Source organism: Synechococcus sp. MU1648, assembly GCF_023630615.1.
Classification (GTDB): Bacteria; Cyanobacteriota; Cyanobacteriia; order PCC-6307; family Cyanobiaceae; genus Parasynechococcus.
This window is the reverse complement of sequence record NZ_JAKUHI010000002.1, coordinates 54,197-71,293: the sequence shown is the minus strand read 5'-3', so window position 1 is coordinate 71,293 and position 17,097 is coordinate 54,197. Positions and strand designations below refer to the sequence as shown.

The 17,097-nt window shown below is 61.6% G+C and carries 19 protein-coding genes; 10 read left to right on the top strand and 9 right to left on the bottom strand.

Annotated features, from left to right (window positions below):
• Positions 1 to 6: 6 nt before the first annotated feature.
• Both frr and pyrH read right to left on the bottom strand, forming a co-directional pair.
• On the bottom strand, positions 7 to 555 hold the full coding sequence (frr, locus tag NCN06_RS03875; RefSeq protein ID WP_226398799.1) for a ribosome recycling factor: 549 nt from the start codon (positions 553 to 555) through the stop codon (positions 7 to 9).
• 41 nt (positions 556 to 596) lie between these two features.
• The gene (pyrH, locus tag NCN06_RS03870; RefSeq protein WP_115023942.1) at positions 597 to 1,310 is read right to left on the bottom strand and encodes a UMP kinase; all 714 of its coding nucleotides are present in this window, start codon (positions 1,308 to 1,310) and stop codon (positions 597 to 599) included.
• A gap of 83 nt (positions 1,311 to 1,393) precedes the next feature.
• On the opposite strand from pyrH, the gene NCN06_RS03865 reads away from it, so the two are divergent.
• The gene (locus tag NCN06_RS03865; protein ID WP_115023940.1) at positions 1,394 to 1,588 is read left to right on the top strand and encodes a hypothetical protein; all 195 of its coding nucleotides are present in this window, start codon (positions 1,394 to 1,396) and stop codon (positions 1,586 to 1,588) included.
• A gap of 18 nt (positions 1,589 to 1,606) precedes the next feature.
• On the opposite strand, the gene cobO is transcribed toward NCN06_RS03865, so the two are convergent.
• From cobO to NCN06_RS03850, 3 genes are read right to left on the bottom strand one after another with little or no spacing between them, the layout of a single operon-like run.
• A complete protein-coding gene (gene cobO, locus NCN06_RS03860) occupies positions 1,607 to 2,272 on the bottom strand; it encodes a cob(I)yrinic acid a,c-diamide adenosyltransferase (RefSeq protein WP_115023938.1) in 666 nt (221 codons plus the stop codon).
• Between the two features lie 21 nt (positions 2,273 to 2,293).
• Positions 2,294 to 2,926 (bottom strand): class I SAM-dependent methyltransferase, encoded by a 633-nt coding sequence (locus tag NCN06_RS03855; protein WP_226422965.1) that lies wholly within the window; start codon positions 2,924 to 2,926, stop codon positions 2,294 to 2,296.
• Positions 2,927 to 2,951: 25 nt separating this feature from the next.
• Positions 2,952 to 4,103, bottom strand: coding sequence for a site-specific integrase (locus NCN06_RS03850; RefSeq protein WP_226423015.1), 1,152 nt, complete (start codon positions 4,101 to 4,103; stop codon positions 2,952 to 2,954).
• Positions 4,104 to 4,175: 72 nt separating this feature from the next.
• On the opposite strand from NCN06_RS03850, the gene hemH reads away from it, so the two are divergent.
• From hemH to NCN06_RS03820, 6 genes are read left to right on the top strand one after another with little or no spacing between them, the layout of a single operon-like run.
• Positions 4,176 to 5,351 (top strand): ferrochelatase, encoded by a 1,176-nt coding sequence (hemH, locus tag NCN06_RS03845; RefSeq protein WP_226398801.1) that lies wholly within the window; start codon positions 4,176 to 4,178, stop codon positions 5,349 to 5,351.
• 56 nt (positions 5,352 to 5,407) lie between these two features.
• Positions 5,408 to 7,195 carry a biosynthetic-type acetolactate synthase large subunit gene (gene ilvB / locus NCN06_RS03840; RefSeq protein WP_250398691.1) on the top strand — a complete coding sequence of 596 codons (1,788 nt, stop codon included), beginning with the start codon at positions 5,408 to 5,410 and terminating at the stop codon, positions 7,193 to 7,195.
• Positions 7,192 to 7,539 (top strand): nuclease, encoded by a 348-nt coding sequence (locus tag NCN06_RS03835; protein WP_166016885.1) that lies wholly within the window; start codon positions 7,192 to 7,194, stop codon positions 7,537 to 7,539. Before ilvB ends, NCN06_RS03835 begins: the two co-directional genes overlap by 4 nt.
• Entirely contained in the window at positions 7,532 to 7,756 is a 225-nt protein-coding gene (locus NCN06_RS03830) for a GIVxVP protein (protein WP_115095142.1), read from the top strand. Before NCN06_RS03835 ends, NCN06_RS03830 begins: the two co-directional genes overlap by 8 nt.
• Before the next feature lie 33 nt (positions 7,757 to 7,789).
• A complete protein-coding gene (locus NCN06_RS03825) occupies positions 7,790 to 8,977 on the top strand; it encodes an amino acid ABC transporter substrate-binding protein (protein ID WP_250398690.1) in 1,188 nt (395 codons plus the stop codon).
• 22 nt (positions 8,978 to 8,999) lie between these two features.
• Positions 9,000 to 10,667, top strand: a complete 1,668-nt coding sequence (locus tag NCN06_RS03820; RefSeq protein ID WP_226398804.1) for an NAD(P)/FAD-dependent oxidoreductase — start codon at positions 9,000 to 9,002, stop codon at positions 10,665 to 10,667.
• Positions 10,668 to 10,670: 3 nt separating this feature from the next.
• On the opposite strand, the gene NCN06_RS03815 is transcribed toward NCN06_RS03820, so the two are convergent.
• The 4 genes from NCN06_RS03815 to NCN06_RS03800 all read right to left on the bottom strand — a co-directional run bounded on the left by NCN06_RS03815 (position 10,671) and on the right by NCN06_RS03800 (position 14,225).
• On the bottom strand, positions 10,671 to 11,135 hold the full coding sequence (locus NCN06_RS03815) for a metal-independent carbonic anhydrase family protein (RefSeq protein ID WP_502988825.1): 465 nt from the start codon (positions 11,133 to 11,135) through the stop codon (positions 10,671 to 10,673).
• Between the two features lie 161 nt (positions 11,136 to 11,296).
• Positions 11,297 to 12,085, bottom strand: coding sequence for a peptidoglycan editing factor PgeF (gene pgeF, locus NCN06_RS03810; protein WP_226398806.1), 789 nt, complete (start codon positions 12,083 to 12,085; stop codon positions 11,297 to 11,299).
• A gap of 11 nt (positions 12,086 to 12,096) precedes the next feature.
• Positions 12,097 to 12,981 (bottom strand): Tab2/Atab2 family RNA-binding protein, encoded by an 885-nt coding sequence (locus tag NCN06_RS03805; protein WP_226398807.1) that lies wholly within the window; start codon positions 12,979 to 12,981, stop codon positions 12,097 to 12,099.
• Positions 12,978 to 14,225, bottom strand: coding sequence for a S1 RNA-binding domain-containing protein (locus tag NCN06_RS03800; RefSeq protein WP_226398808.1), 1,248 nt, complete (start codon positions 14,223 to 14,225; stop codon positions 12,978 to 12,980). Before NCN06_RS03800 ends, NCN06_RS03805 begins: the two co-directional genes overlap by 4 nt.
• Positions 14,226 to 14,299: 74 nt before the next feature.
• Here NCN06_RS03800 and NCN06_RS03795 point away from each other — a divergent pair, with 74 nt between their 5' ends.
• From NCN06_RS03795 to NCN06_RS03785, 3 genes are all read left to right on the top strand, one after another.
• Positions 14,300 to 15,142: a creatininase family protein gene (locus NCN06_RS03795; protein WP_226398809.1), complete on the top strand. Its 843-nt coding sequence runs from the start codon at positions 14,300 to 14,302 to the stop codon at positions 15,140 to 15,142.
• A 75-nt stretch (positions 15,143 to 15,217) separates the two neighbouring features.
• The gene (locus NCN06_RS03790; protein WP_115023913.1) at positions 15,218 to 15,937 is read left to right on the top strand and encodes an aldehyde oxygenase (deformylating); all 720 of its coding nucleotides are present in this window, start codon (positions 15,218 to 15,220) and stop codon (positions 15,935 to 15,937) included.
• Positions 15,938 to 16,050: 113 nt separating this feature from the next.
• Positions 16,051 to 17,091 (top strand): long-chain acyl-[acyl-carrier-protein] reductase, encoded by a 1,041-nt coding sequence (locus NCN06_RS03785; RefSeq protein ID WP_115023911.1) that lies wholly within the window; start codon positions 16,051 to 16,053, stop codon positions 17,089 to 17,091.
• Positions 17,092 to 17,097: the final 6 nt, after the last annotated feature.

Genomic DNA, 17,097 nt, shown 5'->3' with positions numbered 1-17,097 from the left:
CGTTGCTCACACCTTGAGGATGTCGGCTTCCTTGGTGGCCAGGTGCTTCTCAAGTTCGCTGATGAACTTGTCGAGCGTTTTCTGAACGCTGTCTTGCTCATCGCGGCTCTGGTCTTCCGAGAAATCACCCTCCTTTTCCTGCTTCTTGATCTTGTCGATCGCGTCGCGGCGCAGATTGCGCAGGGCAACCTTGCCTTCCTCGGCGTACTTGGACGCCAGCTTGCAGAACTCCTTGCGGCGCTCCTCGGTGAGGGGCGGCACGTTGATGCGGATGATTTTGCCGTCGTTGTTGGGAGTGAAGCCAAGTTCACTCATGGCGATCGCTTTCTCGATCGAGGCGAGGGCGCTGATGTCGAACGGTTGTATCTGGATCGTCTGTGAATCCGGTGTCGATAGGGTGGCTAGCGATTTCAGCGGTGTTTCGGCGCCGTAATACTCCACGCTGATTCGATCCAGAAGCGAGGAATTGGCCCGGCCGGTGCGGATGGTGTTGAAGTTGCGCTGGGTGGCCTCCAACGACTTGCGCATGCTGGCTTCGAGGTCCTGGGTCGACATGGTTGCTGGGGGTGGAGGCGTGCGTGCTGGGGGGTGCGTTGTTAGGCGGGAGCGCCGATGCGGGACCCGATCGGTTCCCCGGCCACGGCTCTGCCGATGTTGCCAGGTTCGAACAGGTTGAAAACAACAATCGGGATGTTGTTGTCTTTGCAGAGGGCGATGGCTGTGCTGTCCATGACGCCCAGTTCACCGCTAAGCACATCCTGATAGTTGAGGTGCTCGTGTTTAACGGCATCGGCATGTTTGGCAGGGTCTTTGTCGTAGACCCCATCCACTTTGGTGGCTTTGAACACCACATCGGCGTTGATCTCAGCAGCCCTGAGGGCGGCGGTGGTGTCGGTGGTGAAGAAAGGATTGCCGCAACCCGCGCCGAACACCACCACCCGGTTTTTTTCCAGGTGCCGGATGGCTTTACGGCGGATGTAGGGCTCCGCCACTTCCTGCATGGCGATGGCGGTCTGCACCCTGGTGGGCACGCCGGCTCTCTCCAGGCCGTCTTGGAGGGTGATGGCATTCATCACCGTGGCCAACATGCCGACATAGTCGGCTGTGGCCCGTTCCATGCCTGCTGCAGAACCCTTGAGCCCGCGGAAAATATTGCCACCGCCCACGACAATGGCCAACTGAGTGCCATTGGCAACCACCTTGGCAACGTCGGAAGCGATGGACTGAACAATGGCGGGGTCAATTCCGTAGCCCTGAGATCCCATCAGAGCTTCGCCGCTGAGTTTCAGCAGGACGCGTGTGTAGGTCATCAACGGTCCAGATCCTTCTGACAGTAGCAAGCACTGGCACATGCCTCAGATCGCCGCTTGGATGGGTGAACCGCGGCCGCTTGATGCCAGAGACCGATGCCACCCAGAGCGGTGTGATGGCCCGTCTCACCCTCTCGGCTCTGGAACGAGCCAGTCATGATCCCGACTGCTGGCGGGAACCTGTTGTGCATCGCGCCCTGTTGGTGAGTGGACTCTCCGTGCTCATCGCGGCCACCCGTTGTCTGCAGGACGATCTCGAGGCTGCTGAAGCGGCCTGAGGCGAGCTGATCAACCCTTCAAAACTCGATGCCCGCCTGGGCCTTCACCCCCTGCTCGCGGAAGGGGTGGTGCACCAGGGTCATCTCGGTCACTAGATCGGCTCGCTCCACCAGTGCTGCCGGTGCTCCACGGCCGGTCACCGCCACGTGGGTGAGCTCCGGTCGTTCGTTCAATCCTGCAATCACTGAGTCGGCCTCGATGTAGCCGAGCTTCAGGGCCACATTCAGCTCATCAAGCAGCACCAGTTTCACGCTGGCATCGCGGAGATAGCCGAGGGCTGTCTGCCAAGCCGCCTCCACCAACTGTTGGTCCCGCTCCCGGTCCTGGGTCTCCCAGGTGAAGCCCTCCCCGAGGGCATGCCAGCTCACCTGTTCTCCGAAGCTTTTCAGCGCCCGCGCCTCGCCGGGCTCCCAGCCCCCCTTGATGAACTGAACAATTGCCACCCGTTCCCCATGGCCCAAGGTGCGCAGCACCAGCCCCAGGCCCGCGGTGGTTTTGCCCTTGCCCTGGCCGGTGAACACCAGCACCAAGCCTTTTTCCTTGTTGCGTTCCTCCACCCGTTGCTTCTGCACCTGCTGGCGCCGTTCCATCCGTTTGCGATAGCCGGCGTCATCCGCTTCGGGGGCGAGTTTGCCCCCCATGCCCAGTTCCGCGGCGGATTGGTCGAGGTCGTGATTGCTCATGGAAGGAGGGTTGTGTTGGGGTTATCGAGGGCGAGTGGCGGTGATGCGCTGCAGGGCCCGTCCCGCCAGCAGCTCCTGGGTCACTCCGCTGAACCCGAGTTGCTCCAGTTGAGCGGGGAGGTCGTCTTCCAGCATGGCGGTAGCGGTGTCGGTTTCAAACAGGGCGCAAAACAGTTGTTGGGGGAGCTTCAGCCAGGGCCCAGCCGGGTGCAGATCCACCACCACCAACCAGCCGCCGGGTTTCAGCAGCCGCAGGGCACTGCGCAGCACCTGCTCCCGATCGCTGCGGGGAAATTCGTGCAGGGCCACGCTCATCTGGATCGCGTTGAAGCTGCCATCGGCCAGCGGCGGATCTTCGGCCAGCCCCTCCACTCTCCGTAGGCCTGGGTGCCGTTGGGCAGCGAGATCCAGGGCGCGAGGAGAGATATCCAGGCCGGTCACCGCATAGCCTGCCGCCAGCCAAGGGGCTGCTGCTTCGCCGCTGCCGCAGCAGAGATCAAGCACTGCGGCTCCTGGCTTGAGCTGGGCTTGCAAGGCATCAAGCCCTAGAGCCCGCAGGCGGTCCACCCCTCCCACACTCAGGGATGACACCGCCGTTACCGCGTCGTAGATCCAGCGGTAGCGGTAGGCCAGTGGCCTTAGAAACGACGTCATCGTCTTAATTCAGTCAGGTGTGTGGTCAGGCCGGTTGACGGGCCAGGGCTGCATCCACCGCCTGCTGCTGGTCACGCCGGGTGATCCAGTGGTGATAGGTGCGGGTGTGGATCGCCACCGAGTGGCCCATCATCCTGGCGGCGACGGTGTCCGGTAGGCCGACATGGATGGTGCGCACGGCCCAGGCATGGCGCAGGTCGTAGGGCGTAATCGGCAGGTCATAGCGGCGGAACTGTTCACTCACCCGCCGTCCCACCTGCTGCAGGGTGGTGCGACGAAGATCGGTCTGGATCGCCGGCAGGGCGGCCGGGTTCTCCGCTAGCTCCCCTAGGCCGAAGCGTTCGACCCAGTCGGGGTGGAATGGCCAACTCTGGTGTTCACCGGTTTTGGTGGTCGGCAGCACCCGCAACACTTGATCGCCACCCGGTGCCAGGGAGGAGTAATCGCAGAAGAACACCTCGTGGTTGCGCAGGCCGTAGGTGGCCATCAAGGCATAGGCCAGGCGCCACTGGGGATTGGGAATGCGGCCTGCGGCCTCCAGGATCTGTGGGTCGGTGGGCAGTTGGCGGAAGCGGGCCCGGTGCAGGCCATAGCCGCCGGCCTCCTGGCGCCAGTCCTCCGGTAAGGGCAGCTCCAGATGCCGGGCAAGGGCCGCCAGGGCCGTGGCGCACTGCTGGCGGCTGCGGCTGCCGTCGTCGTAGCTGGTCAACGTCTGCATCAGTAGCGCTGGCTCCAGCTGCTGATTACCGCTCTGATGGGCCAGGCGCCGCAGGTAGGGCAGATAGGCGCTTGTCCAGGTGGTGCGGCTGCTCGCTGGGGAGCGACGTCGACGCGGGTCGGTAAAAAATGCTGTTTCGAAGCTCTTGAGTGCGGCCTGAATTCCAATGGATTGGCTCTTGGCTTTGCTTGACGTTGGGGCCGACCAGAGCGTCCAATCAAAACTGCGCTGCTCCAATTGCAGTTGCACTAGGGCTGCGGTGCTGAGGGCTTGATTCAGCCCGGCTGGATCTGCCGTCAGCCCCAGACTGATCCGTTGCAAGCTGCTGCGGTTCGGATCCCCGCGTAGAGGCAGAGCCCCGCGCAGGTTCAGCCGTCGACCCCGCTGTTCGATGCGCAGTCGTGACCCCCGTTCCGCCAGCTGCGCATTGGCGGTCTCCAGCGCACTTTTGAGCTCCATAAATGTGTCGTCGACGTCAAGGATCGCGTCGATGGCCGCTACGCTCAACCCCCTAAAACCGTTCTGCTCGGTATGTCTCGCGTCGGTGTCGTCCTGTTGAACTTGGGTGGCCCGGAGCGTATCCAGGATGTTGGGCCTTTCCTCTACAACCTGTTCGCCGATCCGGAGATCATTCGGCTGCCTAGCCCGGCGCTGCAGAAGCCACTGGCCTGGTTGATCAGCACCCTGCGCAGTGGCAAGTCGCAGGAGGCCTATCGCTCCATCGGTGGCGGATCACCGCTGCGCCGGATCACAGAGCAGCAGGCCCGAGAGCTTCAGAGCATGTTGCGGCAGCGCGGTATCGATGCCACCAGCTATGTGGCCATGCGCTACTGGCACCCGTTCACGGAATCCGCTGTAGCGGACATCAAGGCAGACGGCATGGATGAGGTGGTGGTGCTCCCCCTCTATCCCCACTTCTCGATCAGCACGAGTGGCTCCAGTTTCCGTGAGCTGCAGCGGCTGCGTCAGGCAGATCCCTCCTTTGAGAAGCTGCCGATTCGCTGCATCCGCAGTTGGTTCGATCACCCGGGCTATGTGAAAGCCATGGCCGAGCTGATCGCTGAAGAAGTCCGCAATAGCGATGATCCCAGCAAAGCCCATGTGTTCTTCAGTGCTCACGGTGTGCCGAAGAGCTACGTCGAAGAGGCTGGCGACCCCTACCAAAAAGAGATCGAAGCCTGCACGGGTTTGATCATGAAGGAACTGTCCGTTCAGATGGGCCACGACAACCCCTTCACCCTGGCCTATCAAAGCCGTGTGGGCCCGGTGGAATGGCTGAAGCCCTACACGGAAGAGGCGCTTGAAGAATTAGGCGAAGCCAAGACCAATGATCTCGTGGTGGTGCCGATCAGCTTCGTTAGCGAGCACATCGAGACGCTCGAGGAAATCGATATCGAATACCGGGAGTTGGCCACTGAAGCTGGTGTGGTGAATTTCCGCCGCGTGCGGGCTCTCGATACCTATACCCCCTTCATTGAAGGTCTTGCTGATTTGGTGAGCAGCAGCCTGCAGGGTCCTGAAGTGAGTCTGGATGCGGCGGCGGAACTGCCCACCAAGGTGAAGCTGTATCCCCAGGAGAAGTGGGAATGGGGTTGGAACAACAGTTCGGAAGTCTGGAACGGCCGTCTGGCCATGGTTGGTTTTTCGGCTTTTCTGCTCGAGTTGATCAGTGGTCAAGGGCCGCTTCATGCCCTCGGATTGCTCTGATTGAGCCAGGGGCGCTTCCGGCCCTTAATCTTGAGGGTCATTGACCTGTCGCCCCTGTGACTCTCACCTCCGCGTCCTCGGCCGTCACTGGGCAGCAGGCAGGTAACGGTGGGCAGAGAATGTCCGGGGCCACAGCCCTTATGGATGCACTGCGACGTCACGGCGTCGACACGATCTTCGGCTACCCCGGCGGGGCGATTCTTCCCATTTACGACGCTCTCCATATCGCCGAGAGCGAGGGGTGGGTCAAGCACATCCTGGTGCGACATGAGCAGGCTGGAACCCATGCTGCCGATGCCTATGCCCGCGCCACCGGCAAGGTGGGCGTTTGCTTTGGCACATCCGGTCCCGGTGCCACCAACTTGGTGACTGGCATCGCCACCGCCCAGATGGACTCGGTGCCCATGGTGGTGATCACCGGTCAGGTGCCCCGTCCGGCGATCGGCACCGATGCCTTCCAGGAGACCGACATCTTTGGCATCACCCTGCCGATCGTGAAGCATTCCTGGGTGGTGCGGGATCCAGCCGATCTTGCGTCCATCGTTGCCCAGGCCTTTCTGATCGCAGCGAGTGGTCGTCCGGGTCCGGTCCTGATCGACGTCCCGAAGGATGTCGGTCAGGAGATGTTCGACTATGTGCCCGTTGAGCCTGGGTCGATTGTTCCCCAGGGCTTTCGCAAGCCGCAGCCACCGCGGGATGAGCCGATCCTGTCAGCTCTTGAGCTGATCACGGAGGCTGAGCGCCCCCTGCTGTACGTGGGGGGTGGTGCAATCTCTGCTGGTGCTCACGACAGCCTTCGCGTCATCGCAGAGCGCTTCCAGATCCCCGTAACCAGCACCTTGATGGGCAAGGGTGTCTTCGATGAGAACGACCCCTTATCCGTAGGGATGCTCGGAATGCACGGTACGGCCTACGCCAACTTCGCCGTCACCGAATGCGATCTACTGATTGCCGTCGGCGCCCGCTTTGATGATCGGGTCACCGGCAAGCTCGATACCTTTGCCCCTCGGGCCCGGGTGATCCACTTTGAGATTGATCCGGCTGAGATCGGCAAGACCCGTCGTCCTGAGGTTGCGGTGCTGGGTGATCTGGGCCTGAGCGTGGCGCGGTTGGTGGAGCTGAGCCTGCAACAGCAGGTGCAACCACGCACCGCTCCTTGGCTTGCGCGCATTGCCGAGTGGAAACAGACCTATCCCCTCACCGTTCCTCCCGCTGAGGGAGCCCTGTTCCCCCAGGAGGTTCTGCTTGCCGTTCGGGACCTTGCGCCGAATGCCATCGTTACGACCGATGTGGGGCAGCACCAGATGTGGGCCGCCCAGTACCTACGCAATGGTCCCCGCGGCTGGATCAGCAGTGCCGGTCTTGGCACCATGGGTTTCGGCATGCCGGCCGCAATGGGCGCCCAGGTGGCTTGCCCCGATCGTCAAGTGGTGTGCATTGCCGGTGACGCCAGCATCCTGATGAACATTCAGGAGCTGGGAACACTGGCGGCCTACAGCCTCCCGGTGAAGGTGGTGATCGTCAACAACCATTGGCAGGGCATGGTGCGCCAATGGCAGGAGAGTTTTTACGACGAGCGCTATTCAGCTTCCGACATGCTCAATGGCATGCCGGACTTCGTTGCCCTCGCCCGCTCCTTCGGTGTGGACGGCGTGCACATCCGCGAGCGGGAGACCTTGCGCGTTGACCTGGAGGCCGCTTTGAAGGCCCCCGGCCCGATGCTGATTGATATCCACGTGCGCCGCGGTGAGAACTGTTATCCGATGGTCCCCCCCGGCAAAAGCAATGCTGAAATGGTGGGCCTCCCGGCCCCTATGCCGGTTCTCAATGCCACGACCCCTTGATTCGACTTGTCTTAACCGGATTGCTGCTGCTGCTTTGGGCAGTTCCGGTTCAGGCCGCTGAGGTGCTTCAGGTGCGCAGCAGCTCCCTGCTTCAGGTCGGCGATCACAACCGCACCTACACCGTTTCCCTGGCCTGCACATCCGTTGATGTGAGCCACGAAGCCGAAGCGACCGCCTGGTTGCGTAAAGAACTGCCGCGCCGGCGCAGGGTCAATCTCCGACCGGTCGGTTCCAGTGAGGGTCAGCTCATGGCTCGGGTGACGCCAATTGGTGCTGAGCGTGACCTCAGCAGTGGCTTGATTGCCGCCGGTTTGGCTGTCAACAGCTGTGGTGTCGATGGCTGATAACAGAGTCGCCCGAGGCATTGTGCTGGTGCCTTGCCTTCTGTTGGGCGGTGCTTTTCTGGCAACGGCCGTGTGGGGTCAGGGAGCCGCCGCCGAAAATCGCCCCCTGGCCATCGGACTCGGCGTTGGCTTGCTCTTGGCCGGTTGGTTGTCCCAGTTGGGAGGCGGGTCTGAGACCTCTGTGACAAAACCAGACGAGTCCGATCCCTCTCCCTAACTTGCGGGAATCGGGTTGCTTCCCTCCGATTCCATGTCGAAGCCTGAGTGGCGATGCTGGCCTTGGCTGTCGTGGTCTGTTGTTGCGGCGACGCTGATCGGATGCCAATCCATGGTCGCCAGTGGCCTCAATCGCCCACTGCTGGCGGTGCTGCTTCCGATGGGCCATCGCGATGCTGCATTGCGGCAGGATTTCTTGCAGGGCTTTCGTCTCGGCCAGTCTTCGGTGGAGGCCTGTGGTGAGTCTTTCCCCCCGGTGGCCTGGCATGGGTTGAACTCCAGCGAGGCGCCTGAGGCGCAGTTGATGCCTTCCAGCGAACTCAAGCTGCTGGTGGCACCCCCGTCTGCGGATTTGCGGACCTTTGCTGCTTTGGCGGTTGAGCGGGATCTCACCGTGCTGTTGCCCTTTCAGCGGGGGCAGTCTCTGGACACCTTGCGTGGCCTCGAAGGCCGTGAACGGCTCTGGCCGCTGGTTCCCTCCCAACAGGAGGATCTGAAAGCGATGGTGGCGGCGGCGATGGAGGCCGGTTGGGGACGGGCCATGGTGGTGGAGGCCCCGTCAGCCCTGGAGTCCACAAGCTCCAAGGGTTTTGTCGAACTGTTCCAGGCCGCTGGCGGCATTGTTGAGAGCTACGAAGCCGAGCCGGTTCAGCGGGTGGATCCCAGCAACGACCGGCGTCTGCAACGGTTCAAGGACGACATGGCCTGGTCGTGGGTGCCCACTGTTGTTGTTGCTGATGCCCCCGATGGTCCTCTCTCGCAACAGCTGCGGGCTGAGCAGCAGCAGGGCCGCTTCGGCGGTGGGGCACCGCGAACTCCGAACTGGATTTGGCTCACTGAGGCTGAAGGCCTGCAGGATGCTCCCGAGGTTCCTTGGCAACAGCTTGGCCTGCGGCACCCAGCTCGTGGGGACGCCTGGTCTGACTTCCAAGAGAACTTCCAGCAGCACACTGGCGCAGCTCCTTCGCTGCTCGCCGGTGCCGGCTTCGATACGGCGAGGCTGTTGGCTTTAGCGGATGCAGCACCGCTGCAGCTGTCCGATGATGGAACCAACGATGCCATGGGTTGGCTCGATCCCGATCAGGAGGCAGTCCCGATTTGCGAGGCCTTCGATCAGCGTCGCCGCGGTGAGCGCCTGCGTCTTCAGGCGGTTGCCAGTGATTCCCGCTTTCGTGCCGGCCAGGCACCGTCAGGTCAGGCCATTGCCGGTCTGATCGAATGAGGTCTGGGGATACGAGCTCGAGATGCTGCGACTGAGTGAGTTGAAGCTGCCCCTGGATCACGGGGAGGAGGCCCTGAGGGAGGCGGTGCTTAAGCGCCTGCGGATTCCGCCGGATCAACTCCTAGGCCAGACCCTGGTGAAGCGCAGTGTCGATGCGCGTCGCCGCGATCGGATTCAGTTGATCTACAGCGTGGATGTGCAGGTGAGGGGTGAAGCTGCCTTGTTGCGGCGCATCGGCAACAAAGGACGGGTTCGTCTTGCGCCGGATACCCGCTATCGGTCTGTCGGCAATGCCCCTGATGGCTTCCCGTTGGATCCGGTCGATCGGCCGGTGGTGGTGGGAGCAGGCCCCTGCGGCTATTTCGCTGCCCTGCTCTTGGCGCAGATGGGTTTCCGGCCGCTGTTGCTGGAACGGGGGCAGTCGGTGAAGCAGCGCACCCTGCAGACCTTCGGCTTCTGGCGGGGAACCAGCACCTTCAACCCGGAATCCAACGCCCAATTCGGTGAGGGAGGCGCTGGCACCTTCTCGGACGGCAAGCTCTACAGCCAGGTGAGTGATCCTGAGCACTACGGCCGCAAGGTGCTGGAGGAACTGGTGGCCTGTGGTGCCAGCGAGGAGATCTTGACGCTGCATCGGCCCCATATCGGCACCTTCAAGCTCGCCACCGTGGTGCGCGGTCTACGGGCTCGCATTGAAGCCCTGGGAGGCGAGGTGCGGTTCGACAGTCGCGTGACACGTCTCCAGCTCAGTGCCAGCGTCGCTGACAAGCCGCATCAACTTGAGGGATTGGTGCTGGCGGATGGCACGGAGATCCCGTGCCGCTATCTGGTGCTGGCTCCCGGTCATTCGGCGCGGGACTGCTTCGAAATGCTGGAAGAGATCGGCGTGCAACTGCAGCGCAAACCGTTTTCGGTGGGTGTGCGGATTGAGCATCCGCAGCACCTGATCGATGCAGCCCGATGGGGGGAGGCGGCGGGCCATCCTCGCCTCGGGGCCGCCGAGTACAAGTTGGTGCACCATGCCGAGAACGGACGCTGCGTTTACAGCTTCTGCATGTGTCCCGGTGGATTTGTCGTGGGTGCGACCTCGGAAGAGGGCAGGGTCGTGACCAACGGCATGAGCCAGCATTCCCGCAATGAACGAAACGCCAACAGTGGTTTGGTCGTGGCCTTGGAGGCAGACGACCTTGCCCCGTTTGAACGTTTCCCCGGGGACCCGTTGGCGGGGATTGCCCTTCAACGTGAGCTCGAAGAGCGTGCCTTTCGACTGGGGGGCAGAAGCTATGCCGCGCCGGCGCAGCGGCTGGAGGATTTCCTCGCTGAGCGTCCGTCAACCCGTCTTGGCGCCATCCCAGCGTCCTATCAACCGGGTGTGCACCCGGCCGACCTCACCGATCTGCTGCCGGTTTCCATCGTTGAGGCCTTGCGGGAAGCGTTGCCTGCCTTTGCTCGCAAGCTGAAGGGATACGACCACCCCGATGCGGTACTGACGGGCGTCGAAACCCGCACGTCATCGCCCGTTCGCATACCCAGGGATGACGCGCTGGAATCGCTCAATGTGAGGGGGCTCGTGCCGGCGGGTGAAGGGGCGGGGTACGCCGGCGGCATCCTTTCCGCAGGAATCGATGGCATTCGGGCCGCTGAGGCCCTAGCCATCGAAATCCTGGGGACCGGCCGCCAGTCCTGTTGACCCTCACCCGACTCGGCGATCAATACCCTGCAAAGGGTGTGGAGGAGTGATGCACCACGATGCGTAGAGCTCCCTCGTCATCTCGCACGTAGCCGAAGGTTTTTCGACCTTGCTGGTGGTGCCATCGGCCGCTTCCAGATGAACCCAGCCCATGGCATTGGCGGTGGTTCCAAAGCTCTGAATCACGAAAATTTCAGGCTCACATTTCACCCAGGGACTCCGCATGGCCCCGGGGGTACCAATGGCAAAGCCGGAGTCGCCAAAGGCGGGATCGTCCCCGACGAAATACGACACAGCACCACTGCGGGTGTCGCGGAAGGTGACGTCACCCTTGGCCCAGGTCGGCTTGAAGGCCACGGGGCCGAACTGGTAGCCGTAGGCCGCATCGATGATCTCTCCGGCCAGGGGTTTGGATTTGGCCAGACCTCGCTCACCATGATGGTTTCCGACATCACCGACGGCTTGCATCAGCGGCACCGGCACATGCGATCAGGGGGGCTAGGGAGACTGCACTCGCCAAAACGAGGCGAAGGATCGATTGGAACATCTTGAAAGCTGAAATGCTTCCTTCAAAGGGCTTTTGGTTGGAAATTCGTCAGCCTTAGCCCTTGATCCGTGATTGGCGTGGCTCAGGTTGGGGCTTGCGCCACGATTCCGCTCCATTGCACGGCTTTCACCTGATCCCGTCGCCAGGAATGGAACAGCTCGGGTTCACTGACGGTGCAGAGCGGGCAGTGGGCGATCCGTTCGCCGACGATTCCTGCGCTCTGAAGTTGCACCCTGGCAGCGGCGCGGATGTCCAGGCGATGCCTTCCAGGCTGCTCATCCGGCAGGAGGGCTTCGCTCTCATGGAGATCAGCATCCCCTGGGATCGCGGCAGTGATGGCCTCCACCACGTCTTGTCCCACCTGATAGCGCTTGCCGCTGACGGCAGGGCCCAGGGCAATGACCAGATCCTCTCGACGGGCTCCCAGCTCCAAAAGCTGATCGAGGGCCGTCATCAGGATTCCAGCGGCCACCCCACGCCAGCCGGCATGACAGGCAGCGGCATGCCCGGTGCCGGGATCGGCGATCAGCACCGGCGTGCAGTCCGCACCGCACACCCAGAGGCTCTGGCCTCCGCGATCACTCACTAGGCCGTCGGCCTCGGGCCAGGGATCCTGACGAGCTTCGCTGGCCTTCAGAACGATTCCGCTATGCACCTGCTGGGGACGATGGACGCTGATGCCCGCGCTGATGTAGCCCGCCAGTTGGTCGGGCCCGCGGCCCTGCCAGAGCCGGGTGAAGAAGCCGTGTTCAAAGCCGTGCTCATGCAGCAGATCGCTTTGGAGGTAGTAGCCCCCGTAACAACCGATCCAGGTCCAGTTCTTCAACGTGTTGAAGCTGCTGTCTGGTCGATCAAAAGGCCTGTCGTCCATCAGCCTTGCGATCAGGCCATCGGGATGTCCCGCAGCATCCAGAAGCCCCCAAAGGTCTGCTCCTCGGGGCTGGCCTGGATCGCGATGAATTGCAGGCCGCGCACTTGCTGTTGTGAGGTCATGAGTGCTTCGGCGATTTCAGTGGCAACACCCGATTCGAGGTCACTCACAAGCCAGCGGTCGTCCTGACCGGCTTCCAGCACCAGCTGCCGGTCTTCAACGACCATGCGCACCGGTTCAAGACCCCCCAACCAGCCCGCCATGGCGAGGGAGCGGCTCTGGCTGAACAGGCGTAAACCCGGCACGGAAGCATCGGGATCGATGCCATCGGGCACCGGCAGAAGCCCGTTGAAACTCATCGGCCATTCCGATGCCTCTAGCAGCAGGCTTGCCGGCAAGGCTGCCCAGCTCCAGGCATCCCCTTGAACTTCTTCCGGCAGGGGCACCGGTGGTGTCGTAACAGGGGCCGGTGGGGGTGCGAGTGGTCCTGCCATGAACCCCTCATCCTGTGGGTACACCTCCCTTTCACGCTGCTGGAGCCAATCGAGCAGAGCGAAGGTGCGACGACTTGGAATCACTTCCAGATCTTGTTCGGTGGCGGCCCGTTGCACCATCGTTCGCATCGAACTGCGCCAGCAACGCAGGCGCACGGGGGATCCCCAGCCCCCACTGGCGGACGCCTCCTTGGCTTCCGCGAGGGCTTGGCTTAACCACAGTGAATTCACCTCACCGGAGGGACAAACCTTGGCGAAGCGAAACGGTGGTGTGTCGCCGCTCACCGCAGGGGTGGAGGTGATCAGAAGTTCCCAGCGCTTTCGGCCATCGGCCTCCAGGATCGGTCGGGAATAGAAGTCAAGTTCCCAGTCCTCAGCGGCTGTCAGGGCAGCAGTGCTCATCCGGCGGATTGCTCCTGCTGCTTCAAAACGCTTTGTGCCCGGCTGGCGCGATCTGCTGCTTCAGCCATCACTTTGTCTTTTTCGATGAGTAGCTCTCCGGGGGGGCCTTCCAGCAGTGCTGTGTTGAGGCCGATGCGTCCCCGTCCCGGGTCCAGTTCTGTGATCAGGGCCGACACCCGATCACCCTGATCGAAGACCTCACGGATCGACCGCAGGCTGCCATTGGTGATCGCCGATTGATGCAACAGACCGCTGATGCCTCCGAGATCAATGAACAGGCCATAGGGCTTGACCGCTGCAACCTGCCCTTCCACCAATTGCCCCACTTCCAAATCCTGGAACCGTTCAGCAACGGCAGCACGTTTCTCGGATAGCACCAGCTTGCGTGTCTCGGAATTGACCTCGATGAAGGCCACTCCCATGGTCTTGCCCACCAGCTCTTGATGGTTTTCACCGTCCTGGAGTTGTGAGCGGGGGATAAAGCCGCGCAGTCCTTCGAGATCGCAGGTGACACCGCCGCGGTTGAAGCCATTCACAATGACCTGAACGACTTTTCCCTGCTTCTCCATCTCCTTCACCCGGTCCCAGCTCTTGCGCAGCTCCAGGGCGCGGCAGCTGATCGTGACCATCCCATCAGCGTTCTGCTCACGGGTCACCAGAACCTCGACTTCCAGGCCTTTCGGGAAGCGTTCCCGGAAGTTGGTCACAACGCCAAGGCCTGCCTCGCTCTTGGGCATGTAGCCAGGAGCTTTACCGCCGATATCGACATACACACCATCGTTTTCGATACCGATCACCGTGCCCTTGATCACCTCCCCTGTCGTGCCCACAGGAGCGTTCTCGTCCAGAGCGGCGAGGAAGGCTTCTTCATCGAAATCGAAATCATCGACGCTGCGCGGTTGATTTCGCTGCTCCTTCTTGGGTTTCTGATCAGGCGCACCCATCAAGTCGGCCATGGTCATGCCTTCCATGGCACCCATGTCGAACCGGGCGTCATCGTCCGTGCTGGGAGATGTTCTTCCGTCTTGTTGGGCCGGCTTTGGCGGCATGGCCAGACCAGCCCGCTCCTCCAGGATTCTTGCTTTTTCAGCCGCTGCCTCGGCTGCCGCTCGCGCTTCTGTTGCCTCCCGTGCGAGCTGCTCCTGCTCTTCACGGCGATTAATCTGCATCACCTGCAGCGGTTTGGTCGCTGCCGGCTTTGGTGCCTTGGGGCGGTTGGGCTGCGGACTGCCGGCTGCGGGCATGGACCATCGGGGTCATCGATCGACCATTTTGACAGGCTGGGCTGGGATCAGCACCCTCCTGCCTGTGTAACTCCATGGACCAGCTCCGAAAGCGATTTGATCAGCTGACATGGCCCGAGGCCAGAAATGCTGCCAGCCGGCCTGGTGCCACGGTGATCTGGCCATTCGGAGCCTGTGAGCAACACGGACCTCATCTGCCGCTGTCGACGGATGCCGTATTCGCTGAAAGCATCCTTGATTCGGTTCTGCTCGGGCTTGATCCAGCTCTGCCGCTATGGCGGCTGCCATGTCAGGCCCTTGGTTTTTCGCCCGAGCACAAGAATTTCTCTGGCACTCTCAGCCTTTCGGCTCCTCTCATTCTGGAATTGGTTGACCAGGTGGGCATGCAATTGGCGGCGATGGGGATGCAACGCCTCGTTCTGTTCAATGCCCACGGCGGCCAAATCGGTTTGTTGCAGGTGGCGGCCCGCCAGCTGCGGGCCCGCAGCCCGTCGCTGGCTGTTCTTCCCTGTTTTCTTTGGAGTGGTGTGGAAGGGTTGGCTGATCTGTTGCCAGAAGAGGAGTTGCTCCATGGTTTGCATGCTGGGCAAGCCGAAACCAGCTTGATGTTGCAGCTCGAGCCAGACCTGGTCGGTTCAGCCCGCCCTGTTGATGGACTTGTATCGTCTGGCTCCTCTCAGGAACCGCCGGAGGGTTGGAGTCTCGAAGGAGCGGCACCCTGCGCTTGGCTCACCGACGATCTCAGCGTGACGGGAGTGATCGGGGATGCGCGTCCGGCATCGACAGACCTGGGCCGCCGCTTGGAGGAACGTCTTATTCGCCATTGGCAGGTGCGTTTTCAGACCCTTATGGCGAGTGACTGGCCCCCCTCCCAAAGCCTGCTCACCAACCCGTCCAACGGCGCGCCCAAGTCCTGAACTTTGGACGCATGTGTCCCCAACTCTGGGGGCACTGGTTATTGTCGGTCCCACTGAAGTGGTAGCAAGCGTCCTATGACGACCCTCAACGCACCTGAAGCACCTGTGCTGGAGGGCCAAGACGCACTGCCCGATTTCACAACCGCTGCGTACAAGGACGCCTACAGCCGGATTAACGCCATCGTGATCGAGGGCGAGCAGGAAGCCCATGACAACTACATTTCTCTCGGGACGCTGATCCCTGACCAGGCTGAGGAGCTCAAGCGCCTGGCACGGATGGAAATGAAGCACATGAAGGGCTTCACCTCCTGCGGCCGGAACCTGGGCGTTGAAGCTGACCTTCCTTTTGCCAAGAAGTTCTTCGAACCGCTTCACGGCAACTTCCAAGCTGCGCTCAAGGAAGGCAAGGTTGTTACTTGCCTGTTGATCCAGGCTCTGTTGATCGAAGCGTTCGCCATTTCGGCTTATCACATCTATATCCCCGTTGCTGATCCCTTCGCTCGCAAGATCACTGAGGGTGTTGTCAAAGATGAGTACACCCATCTGAACTATGGCCAGGAATGGCTGAAGGCCAACTTCGAAACCAGCAAGGATGAGCTGTTCGAAGCAAACAAGGCCAATCTTCCCCTGATCCGCTCGATGCTGGAAGACGTGGCTGCTGACGCTGCCGTCCTCCATATGGAAAAGGAAGACCTGATCGAAGATTTCCTGATCGCCTACCAGGAAGCGTTGGGTGAAATCGGCTTCACGTCCCGTGACATCGCCCGGATGGCGGCGGCAGCTCTGGCCGTTTAGGCCAGTTCAGGACCCAATTAACGCCGGTTTTTCGACAGGCACGTTGCCGTCGATACCGGTTGGCGTGGGAGCATGGTTCCTTGAGATGTTCTTTGAGACGTCAGCGGTAGTACATGTTTGGTCTGATCGGACATTCAACGAGTTTTGAGGCCGCTCGCCGCAAGGCAATGGAACTCGGGTTCGATCACATTTCGGACGGAGATCTCGATGTGTGGTGCAGCGCACCTCCGCAGCTTGTTGAGCACGTCGAAGTCACCAGTCCAACGGGCACGACCATTGAGGGTGCCTACATCGACTCTTGCTTCGTGCCCGAGATGCTGAGCCGTTTCAAGACGGCTCGGCGCAAGGTGCTCAACGCGATGGAACTTGCCCAGAAGAAGGGCATCAACATCACCGCCCTGGGCGGTTTTACCTCGATCATTTTCGAGAATTTCAATCTGCTGCAGCACCAGACGGTGCGCAGCACCACCCTGGATTGGCAGCGGTTCACCACAGGGAACACTCACACGGCCTGGGTGATCTGCCGCCAGGTGGAGAACAACGCGCCAACTCTCGGTATCGACCTAAGTAAGGCCAAGGTCGCCGTTGTTGGAGCGACCGGTGACATCGGTTCCGCCGTCTGCCGTTGGCTGCAGGCGCGGACCGGCGTCGAAGAACTGTTACTAGTGGCGCGACAGCAGCAACCGTTGCTGGACCTGCAACAGGAGCTCGGCGGTGGAAGGATCCTGACGCTCGATGAGGCTCTGCCGGAGGCGGATGTGGTCGTCTGGGTGGCAAGCATGCCCAAGACGCTTGAGATCGACCACAACAGCCTGAAGAAGCCTTGTTTGATGATTGATGGGGGCTACCCCAAGAATCTGGATACCAAGGTCGCTGGTGGCGGGATTCACGTCTTGAAGGGTGGAATCGTTGAGTTCTGCCGCGACATCGGTTGGTCGATGATGGCCATCGCCGAGATGGAGAAACCTCAGCGCCAGATGTTTGCTTGTTTCGCAGAGGCCATGCTGCTCGAGTTCGAGCGCTGTCACACCAACTTCAGCTGGGGGCGCAACAACATCACCCTCGAGAAGATGGATTTCATTGGTGCGGCATCGGTCCGCCATGGGTTCAGCACTCTGAACCTCCATCCCAACCTGCAGGCCACTGCCGCCTGATCCCCG

Excerpts from the sequence above, each read along its gene's own strand:
- frr (WP_226398799.1), bottom strand. The coding sequence starts at position 555 with ATGTCGACCCAGGACCTCGAAGCCAGCATGCGCAAGTCGTTGGAGGCC.
- pyrH (WP_115023942.1), bottom strand. The coding sequence starts at position 1,310 with ATGACCTACACACGCGTCCTGCTGAAACTCAGCGGCGAAGCTCTGATG.
- NCN06_RS03865 (WP_115023940.1), top strand. The coding sequence starts at position 1,394 with ATGCCAGAGACCGATGCCACCCAGAGCGGTGTGATGGCCCGTCTCACC.
- cobO (WP_115023938.1), bottom strand. The coding sequence starts at position 2,272 with ATGAGCAATCACGACCTCGACCAATCCGCCGCGGAACTGGGCATGGGG.
- NCN06_RS03855 (WP_226422965.1), bottom strand. The coding sequence starts at position 2,926 with ATGACGTCGTTTCTAAGGCCACTGGCCTACCGCTACCGCTGGATCTAC.
- NCN06_RS03850 (WP_226423015.1), bottom strand. The coding sequence starts at position 4,103 with ATGGAGCTCAAAAGTGCGCTGGAGACCGCCAATGCGCAGCTGGCGGAA.
- hemH (WP_226398801.1), top strand. The coding sequence starts at position 4,176 with ATGTCTCGCGTCGGTGTCGTCCTGTTGAACTTGGGTGGCCCGGAGCGT.
- NCN06_RS03830 (WP_115095142.1), top strand. The coding sequence starts at position 7,532 with ATGGCTGATAACAGAGTCGCCCGAGGCATTGTGCTGGTGCCTTGCCTT.
- NCN06_RS03825 (WP_250398690.1), top strand. The coding sequence starts at position 7,790 with ATGTCGAAGCCTGAGTGGCGATGCTGGCCTTGGCTGTCGTGGTCTGTT.
- NCN06_RS03820 (WP_226398804.1), top strand. The coding sequence starts at position 9,000 with ATGCTGCGACTGAGTGAGTTGAAGCTGCCCCTGGATCACGGGGAGGAG.
- NCN06_RS03815 (WP_502988825.1), bottom strand. The coding sequence starts at position 11,135 with ATGCAAGCCGTCGGTGATGTCGGAAACCATCATGGTGAGCGAGGTCTG.
- pgeF (WP_226398806.1), bottom strand. The coding sequence starts at position 12,085 with ATGGACGACAGGCCTTTTGATCGACCAGACAGCAGCTTCAACACGTTG.
- NCN06_RS03805 (WP_226398807.1), bottom strand. The coding sequence starts at position 12,981 with ATGAGCACTGCTGCCCTGACAGCCGCTGAGGACTGGGAACTTGACTTC.
- NCN06_RS03800 (WP_226398808.1), bottom strand. The coding sequence starts at position 14,225 with ATGCCCGCAGCCGGCAGTCCGCAGCCCAACCGCCCCAAGGCACCAAAG.
- NCN06_RS03795 (WP_226398809.1), top strand. The coding sequence starts at position 14,300 with ATGGACCAGCTCCGAAAGCGATTTGATCAGCTGACATGGCCCGAGGCC.
- NCN06_RS03790 (WP_115023913.1), top strand. The coding sequence starts at position 15,218 with ATGACGACCCTCAACGCACCTGAAGCACCTGTGCTGGAGGGCCAAGAC.
- NCN06_RS03785 (WP_115023911.1), top strand. The coding sequence starts at position 16,051 with ATGTTTGGTCTGATCGGACATTCAACGAGTTTTGAGGCCGCTCGCCGC.